General features: G+C 69.9%; 8 protein-coding genes and 1 tRNA gene. 1 reads left to right on the top strand and 8 read right to left on the bottom strand.

Translation table 11 applies throughout. The features are described 5' to 3' along the window. The 3 genes from AC529_RS19850 to AC529_RS18705 all read right to left on the bottom strand — a co-directional run. The coding region (locus AC529_RS19850) for a pyridoxamine 5'-phosphate oxidase family protein (protein WP_198156489.1) at nt 1-383 on the bottom strand (383 nt) is incomplete at its 3' end. 40 nt (nt 384-423) lie between these two features. Next, nucleotides 424-1089: a response regulator gene (locus AC529_RS18710; protein ID WP_068756021.1), complete on the bottom strand. Its 666-nt coding sequence runs from the start codon at nt 1087-1089 to the stop codon at nt 424-426. Nucleotides 1090-1511: 422 nt separating this feature from the next. Continuing rightward, the gene (locus AC529_RS18705; RefSeq protein WP_068756019.1) at nt 1512-2981 is read right to left on the bottom strand and encodes an NAD-dependent succinate-semialdehyde dehydrogenase; all 1470 of its coding nucleotides are present in this window, start codon (nt 2979-2981) and stop codon (nt 1512-1514) included. Between the two features lie 179 nt (nt 2982-3160). On the opposite strand from AC529_RS18705, the gene AC529_RS18700 reads away from it, so the two are divergent. Next, a tRNA-Arg gene (locus AC529_RS18700) sits at nt 3161-3233 on the top strand. A gap of 43 nt (nt 3234-3276) precedes the next feature. On the opposite strand, the gene AC529_RS18695 is transcribed toward AC529_RS18700, so the two are convergent. The 5 genes from AC529_RS18695 to AC529_RS18680 are packed head-to-tail and all read right to left on the bottom strand — an operon-like array spanning nt 3277 to nt 7760. After that, on the bottom strand, nt 3277-3684 hold the full coding sequence (locus AC529_RS18695; RefSeq protein WP_232306682.1) for a tyrosine-type recombinase/integrase: 408 nt from the start codon (nt 3682-3684) through the stop codon (nt 3277-3279). Beyond that, a complete protein-coding gene (locus AC529_RS21080; RefSeq protein WP_232306681.1) occupies nt 3581-4480 on the bottom strand; it encodes a site-specific integrase in 900 nt (299 codons plus the stop codon). Before AC529_RS21080 ends, AC529_RS18695 begins: the two co-directional genes overlap by 104 nt. After that, the gene (locus AC529_RS18690; protein WP_068756014.1) at nt 4480-4674 is read right to left on the bottom strand and encodes a helix-turn-helix domain-containing protein; all 195 of its coding nucleotides are present in this window, start codon (nt 4672-4674) and stop codon (nt 4480-4482) included. The genes AC529_RS21080 and AC529_RS18690 overlap by 1 nt, the downstream gene beginning before the upstream one ends. Beyond that, on the bottom strand, nt 4671-6356 hold the full coding sequence (locus tag AC529_RS18685; protein ID WP_068758655.1) for a replication initiator: 1686 nt from the start codon (nt 6354-6356) through the stop codon (nt 4671-4673). Before AC529_RS18685 ends, AC529_RS18690 begins: the two co-directional genes overlap by 4 nt. Next, nucleotides 6357-7760, bottom strand: coding sequence for an FtsK/SpoIIIE domain-containing protein (locus AC529_RS18680; RefSeq protein ID WP_394326460.1), 1404 nt, complete (start codon nt 7758-7760; stop codon nt 6357-6359). Between the last annotated feature and the right edge of the window lie 35 nt (nt 7761-7795).

Raw genomic sequence — 7795 nt, 5'->3', positions numbered from 1 at the left:
TGGCCCAGGTGGTAGTCGCCGTGGACCCGCTGCACCGGCAGGTCGGCGCCCAGGGCGCCCAGCTCCTCGAAGGCCGCGTGCGCGATGCTCTCGTAGACCGCCTGGGCGATGTCGTCGTACAGCTCGATGAGCAGCGAGTTGTGCGGGGCCGCCACCACCGTGTCACGGGTGGCCTGCGCGAGCTTGGACTCCGGGGACGTGCGGATGACGATGTCGGTGCCCAGCATGGTGAAGTTGACGGGCTGGACCGCGGGGAGCGCATGGTCGGTGAAGACGATGCGGCCGATCGGGGCCTGGGCCAGCAGCCGCAGGCACTCCTCCCGGGTGAGCACCTCCAGCCCGGCCTTGTCGGTGACCGCCGTGTCATGCCCATCCACGTTCATGCGCCTCTCTCCTGGACGTTTCGCTTCCTCCCGGGAAGGGTCAGATCTGGCTCTTCGCGCGCAGTTGCGCGACGAGCACCGCCGCCTGGGTGCGGCGCTTGAGGTCGAGTTTCCCCAGCAGGCTGGAGACGTAGTTCTTCACGGTCTTCTCCGCCAGGAAGAGCCGCTCCCCGATCTGCCGGTTGGTCAGCCCCTCCCCGATCAGGTCGAGGATCTGCCGTTCCTGCGGGGTGAGCGCGGCCAGCGGGTCGGGCTTGCCGCCGTTGCCCCGCAGCCGCTCCAGCATGCGCCCGGTGCTGCGCGGGTCGAGCAGGGAGCCGCCCGCCGCGACCGTGCGCACCGCGCCCACCAGGTCGGAGCCGTGGATCTGCTTGAGCACGTATCCGGCGGCACCCGCCATGACCGCTTCGAAGAGCGCCTCGTCGTCGGCGAAGGAGGTGAGCATCAGGCAGGCCACCTCGGGATGGGAGGACCGGATCTCCCGGCACACCTCCACCCCCGAGCGGTCGGGCAGCCGCACGTCGAGCACGGCCACGTCCGGCTTGACCGCGGGGATGCGGCTGAGCGCCTGCTCCGCGGTGCCGGCCTCGCCGACGACCTTCAGGTCGTCTTCGTCCTCCAGAAGCGCGGCGACCCCCCGGCGCACCACCTCGTGGTCGTCGACCAGAAACACCCTGATCGGGCCGGGCGCGTCCGCCTGCGGCATGTCAGCCTCCCTGCTTCTCTCTCCTCTCTTCGACCGTAACGGCCGCGCTGTCGGGGCGCCTCGCCGAACGGCTCGATTACCCCTGCCGAAAGTCCCGAATCCGACGGGCTGCGGAAGCCTTCGCCCCTCCCGGCGGAGTCCGTGGGGGCGGCGAGAAAAGAGAGAAAAAATCCACTCAACGGGAATCCTGCCGGGGCGCCCTCCGTTATACAGGGTGTGGATCGGTGCGGTAGCAAGTGTCCCCCGGGCTCCACTCATAGCCTTCGCGGAATACCGCGCTCGGACACCACCTCGGTGGTGGCCCGGGCGGTCCCGGAGCCGCGTTGCGCACCGCGCCGTGAGGCGACCGCCGTACCGCTCCGCAGACGTCGAAGCCCTCGCCGGGCCCGCCCCGGCGGGGGCTTCTGCGTCGCCGCAACGGATCAGAACCCGCCGATGCCGACGTACTTGACCTCCAGGTACTCGTCGATGCCCACGCTGCCGCCCTCACGGCCCAGCCCGGACTGCTTGACCCCGCCGAACGGCGCCGCCGGGTTGGAGACGACGCCCTGGTTGAGGCCGACCATGCCGCTCTCCAGGTTCTCCGCCATGCGCAGCGCCCGCCCCAGGTTCTCCGTGAACACGTAGCTGACCAGGCCGTACTCGGTGTTGTTGGCTTCGGTGAGCACCTCCTCCTCGGTGCGGAAGGAGATCACCGGGGCCACCGGCCCGAAGATCTCGGTGCGGGACACCTCGCTGTCCTTGGGCACGTCGGCAAGCACGGTGGGCTGGTAGAAGTAGCCGGGGCCGTCCCCGGCCTCCCCGCCGAGCAGCACCCGCGCCCCGCGGGTCACCGCGTCGTCGACCAGTTCCTGCACCTTGCCGCGGGCCTTGTCGTCGATGAGCGGCCCCACGTCCACCCCCGCCTCCGTGCCGCGGCCCACGCGCAGCGCCGCCATGCGCTCGGCGAGCCGGGCCGTGAACTCCTCGGCCACCCCGGCCTGCACGTACAGGCGGTTGGCCGCGGTGCACGCCTCGCCGATGTTGCGCATCTTCGCCTGCATCGCCCCGGTCACGGCGGCGTCCAGGTCGGCGTCGTCGAACACGATGAACGGCGCGTTGCCGCCCAGCTCCATGGAGGTGCGCAGCACCTGGTCGGCGCTCTGCTTGATGAGCGCGCGGCCCACCGGGGTGGACCCGGTGAACGACAGCTTGCGCAGCCGGCCGTCGCCCAGCAGCGGCCCGGTCAGCCCGCCCGCGTCGGTGGTGGGCAGCACGCTGAGCACCCCGTCGGGCAGCCCCGCCTCCTGGAGGACGTCGGCGAGCGCCAGCGCCGACAGCGGAGTCTGCTGCGCGGGTTTGAGGATCACGGTGCAGCCCGCCGCCACCGCCGGACCGATCTTGCGGGTGCCCATCGCCATCGGGAAGTTCCACGGGGTGATGAGCAGCGACGGCCCCACCGGCTGCCGCATGACGACCAGGCGGCTCTGCCCGTTCGGCGCGACCGAGTAGCCGCCGCCGATGCGCACCGCCTCCTCGGAGAACCAGCGGAAGAACTCGGCGGCGTAGGCGATCTCCGCCTTGGACTCGCCCACCGGCTTGCCCATCTCCAGGGTCATCAGCAGCGCCAGGTCGTCCTGGCGATCCACGAGCAGCTCGTAGGCGCGCCGCAGGATCTCCCCGCGGTCGCGCGGCGGGTACCCCGCCCAGAAGGGCTGCGCGGCGGCCGCCGCCTCCAGCGCGTCCAGCCCGTCGGCCCGCCCCGCGTCGGCCACCTCGCACAGCACCGACCCGGTCGCCGGATCCTCCACCTTGAACGTCGCCCCCGACCGGGCGTCCCGCCAGTGCCCTCCGACACACAACTGCTTGGGCACCCGCTCGACAACCCGCGCCTCGCGTTCCGTCGTGGCCATGACCGGACTCCTCTCGGTCGCGTCGGTCCTGCTCACCGTCTCGCGGTACGCCTGCCCTCCAGTCCTCACGGCTAACGGCCGCCCGGGACGGTCCCGGATTAATCGGTCCAGGCCATCCCCGGCGCTGTGCTACAGTTTTTCGTGTCGGCGAGCGGAGCAGCGCAGCCACACACAACCCAGCACTCGTAGCTCAACGGATAGAGCATCTGACTACGGATCAGAAGGTTGGGGGTTCGAGTCCCTCCGAGTGCGCGCACGTCAAAGGGCCGTTCCTCATCGAGGAGCGGCCCTTGTGCTAACGCTCTTGCTCACAGCTCTCCCGCACCGCCTGGGCGAAGGCGTCGGCCACCGCGGCCATCTGCTCCCGGACCACGTGCGCGTACACCCGCAGGGTCACCGACGGGTCGGCGTGCCCGAGGCGAGCGGCGACCAGGTGCACGGGCACCCCGGCCAGCAGCAGCGTGGTCGCGTGGACGTGCCGGAGATCATGCAGCCGTGCCGGCGGAAGCCGCTCAGCCGGTCCCGGTCCCTGCGCCGGTTCGTTGTACCTGCGGATCAACTGCCTCATCAATGAGGACACCGTGTCGGGGTGAATCGGCTCACCCCATGCCGTGGTGAACACGTAGCCGTCGGGGTCGCCTTTCCACGCCTCTCCCAGGACCTGACGTTCTCTGTCCTGTTCGGCACGGTGACGACGGAGCACGCCCACCGTCTCCGCGTCGAGGCCCACCACCCGGGACCGCCCGCTCTTGGGTGGAGCCTTCCACTCGCCTGCCGTCGATGACGGAGACCGAACGGGCGATGCGGACCTCCGCGGAGTCGAGGTCGACGTCCGGCCAGCGCAGGCACAGCAGTTCCCCGCGCCGAGCCCCCGTGTAGGCAGCCACGTGGAAGAACGCCCACAGCCGGTGGCTGCGTGCCGCCTCTTCCAAGAACACCTTCAGTTGGGCAGGTGTCCACACCTCCCCCGGCTCCGAACGCTTCTTACGAGGCCGCTTGGCCCGCTCCACGGGGTTGCTGGGGAGGAGCTGTTCAATCTCCACGGCGTCGCGGAACGCCTTGCGCAGCACGGCATGGACGTACTCGACCGTACGCGGCGACAGTCCTTTGCCGTCGCGCCCACCACTTGCCGAAAGATCTCGGTAGAGCTTGGTGATGGTTGCCGGACGGACCGCTTGCAACCGCATCTCCCCGATGCGGGGAACGACGTACCGATCAACGAGGAACCGGTACATCTGCAACGTTTTCGGCTTGATCTGCACAGAGTGCGTGTCCAGCCATTCGGTCAGATAGTCGGTCACGGTGACCTGGTTGCGTTCGATGTATTCGCCGCGTCGGGCTTTGACTCGTGCTTCGTCGCGGGCGGCTTTGGCTTCGTCTTCGGTGGCGAAGCCGCCGACCCACTTGGGTTTGCTCACTCCGGTTTCCGGGGCGGGGACGCGGATGACGTAGGACCAGGTCTTGCCGCGTTTCATCACGCCGTCGCGGAGCTTGCCCATCAGGCTGCCTCCTCCTGGTCGAGGAGGCCGGAGACGTAGTCGTCCAGTGCGGAGACGGGGATGCGGCGGGAACCGCCGATGCGCAGCGAGCGCACTGCCCCGGAGGCGAGCAGTTCGTAGAGCTTGCTTCGGGAGATCGCCAGCACGCGTGCGGCTTCGGGAACGGTCAGGAGGAGGCGTGGGGGGGTGGTCATGCTGCCCTCTGTTCAGTTGCTGAAAGAGTGGTCTGTTGTGCCGCGTGGAGTGCTGCGCGGCGTTTCAGCGTCTCGCCGACGGCCCGCAACAGGCGGTGTTCGCGGGGTGGCACGTCCGGGTCGGTGGGTCGGGCCAGTTCCCAGGCGATGCGGTCGCCGTCGCCGAGGAAGCGCAGCGGGAAGGCTGCGGGGTGGGTGTTCTCTCGGTCGTTGGTGGGGTCGAGGCCGAGGGTGCGCAGGACCCAGGCCAGGCGGTCGGCCTTGTGGTCGGCCAGGGTCTTGCCGGACCACTTGCGCGAGACCAGGACGCGCCGGCCCGCATAGCCCAGGTACTCGCGCCGGTGGGCTTTGGAGGCACAAAACCCCGGGCGCAGTCCTGGTTTGGCTGCTTGGGGTTGGATGCCGTAGCGCAGCCAGTTCGCACACCTCGGCGAACACGGCTCGAACCGCAGCGCGTCCAGGAGGCGTTCGACGTGCTGTTCCTGCGCCACGGTTTCGACGGTGTGGCATTCGGCGATGTCCTTGGTCAGGTACTTGGCCAGGTACCGGATGCACCGGTCGGCGTCGGGTGATCCGGCGAGCACGCCTTTGGCGTCGACTTGGGGGCCGAAGCGGACCACGTGCAGGGGTTGGGCGTGGGGGTCGGCGTCCAGGGCGTCGAGGGCTTGGTCCCAGGTGGGCAGGATTTCCCCCGTGGCCGGGTCGAGGTAGGAGCTGGTTGCTTCGTCCCAGATGGGCAGGTGGTCGCCGTCGAAGACCACCCGATCAGTCGGAGGCCACCACACCTGGTGGTAGGTGGCCGCCGCGATCTGCCGCAGCTCCGCACGCGGGATGGTGCCGCGGATCGCCATGTGCAGATGCGGAGCAAGACGCCGTTGCGGCTCCACGGTGGCGAAGTACTGCACCTCGAACCCGGCCACCCGGCGGAGGTTCTGCACGAACCGGTCCACCAGCTTGGAAAAGTGCAGTGCGTCGCGTGCGGCCCGCCGGTAGTCGTAGGAGGCCGGGTCCACCGGTGTGCCGTCGGAGCGCACCCGCCCGTAGGAGTCACAGGTCAGCGTGAGGAACAGCGACGGCCGAAACACCCTGCCCGACTCCGGGTCGGTGAAGGCCCGGCCCACGGTGCGGCGCACCATCGGACGCTTGGGCAGGTCGGGCGCGTCTTGGCGTCGCCGGGTCGAGCGCACCCGCCGAGGCCTGGTCTTGGCCACCGCCGAGGCAGGGGGTGGGGCGATTCGGCCGCGTAGCCCCGAGGCAGCGATCTCCTCATCCAGATCAGCAATGGCCTGGTCCAACTCGGCCAGGACCCTCGGGTCAGCGCCGAGGGCGGCCAGCCGGTCGCGTTCAGCCGTGACCACGGCCCGCTGTTCGACCCAGGCCCGCTGCACCGTGGTCGGTTCGTTGGGGGTGATGACGGGTTCTTCGGTCAGGTGCCAGCCTTCTTCGCACTGAGTGCGGCGCAGGGACCGCTTGCGGCGCGCACACGCCGGGCAGCGAGACTCCAGTGTTGCCCCGCACGGCACGTCGACGACCTCGCTGGCCCCGGTGACGGTGTCGATACGCCGCAGGGCCACCGGGCGGATGCACACCCCGTGGTCGGCGGCGACCTGTTCGGCCACCACCCGCGCCAACGGCTGGGCCAGGCGTTCAGCGCGGGTGGTCTTACCGGTCGGCGTGGGCATCTACGCGGCCTCTCCCACCACGTGGAGTTCCACTGTCGCGGCCGAGGTGTGGTCGGCAGTCATGGCGTCAATGTCGGCATCGGACACATACGCCGCCCGCACCCGTACCGGCATGGGCGAGCCCTCCAACCGGACGAACGCCACCCCAGGAAGGGCCGGATCGATCAGGTGAGCATTGGCGCCGCGGTCGCGTGCGCCTTCGCCGAGCACCATGTCGACCTGGGCGGCCTCATCCAGGCGCAGGGCGATCTTGTCGGGAAACAGGTTGCGCAGGTTCATGACCTCCTTGCGCGGATCCTGTAACGCGGCCAGGACGCAGAACCCCACCGAACGCCCCTGGGATGTGAGCGTGGCGATCGCGTTCTCCGCGCGACGCCGCACGTCCCGGTCGGGGTGGTAGGCGGTCAGGAACGCCACCTCATCCAACACCATCACCACGAACGGGTCCTCCGTGGTCGGGGTGTGGGAGCGTCGGTGTCCGGCGTAGCGTTCGGCCCGGTTCTGCATCTCGGCCACCGCGTCTTCCAGCAGGGCCACCGCCGCTTCTCCCGTGTCGGCATACCGGGCGAACAGGGAGCGGCCGTAGGACAGTTCCATCCGCTTGGGATCCACCGCCCACACCTGCACCGTCCCGTCTTCCAAGGCGGGAAGCATGGCGCGAATCGCCGACCACAGCACCGAGCCCTTACCCGAGCCGGTCACCCCCACCACCAGCACATGCGTGCCATGCAACCTGAGCCGCCACGGCGTGCCGTCCTCCTGAAGCCCCACCGGCAGCGCTCCCAGATCGACCGCCTCGGGCACGTCCAGGGCGTCGATGGGGGTGGCGAGGGTGTCCCAGCGCGGGAACTCGCACACGATGTCACGCGGGCCGAGCACCACCACCCGGCAGGAGGGCGCGCCGAACCCGTGCGCCAACTCCACCACGCGATTCTCAAAATCCGCCGGAGTCGTCCCGGCGACCAGGCGCACGCGCACCCGGTCGGCCCACTCCGAACACGTCACCCGCCGAATCCGGGGCAGGTACTGGCGCTCTTGGTAGGTCTCAGCCAACCCCGCCACCACGAGCACCGGCTGCCACTGACGGGCATACACCCACCACCACCGCCAAGCGGCCAGCATGCGCAGCCCCACCCAGCGGCGAAACGAGGAAGGCCAGCGCCGCCACCACACCAACAACCCCACATCCACCAGCGACCAAGCCACCGCCACGACCACCCAGCCGAAGAGGTGCCACACCGCCAGGGAAGCGGCGAGGAGAGCACAGGCGATGGGGAAGCGGAACGGCAGCCCCACCACCAGCACCAAGGCGCGGGCCAGCCAGCGGGCCACGATCAACGCCACCGGCGTGGGCAGCACCGGAGCGGCGAACCGGAACGCCTGCGCCGGAACCGGCGTGGTCACCGACACCTGCTGGGCGGCCGGGCGAGGAGACCACC

This window comes from Thermobifida cellulosilytica TB100, assembly GCF_001517975.1.
GTDB lineage: Bacteria > Actinomycetota > Actinomycetes > Streptosporangiales > Streptosporangiaceae > Thermobifida > Thermobifida cellulosilytica.
Note: the sequence above shows the minus strand (reverse complement) of the source record. Positions and strands in the feature narration are given on the sequence as shown.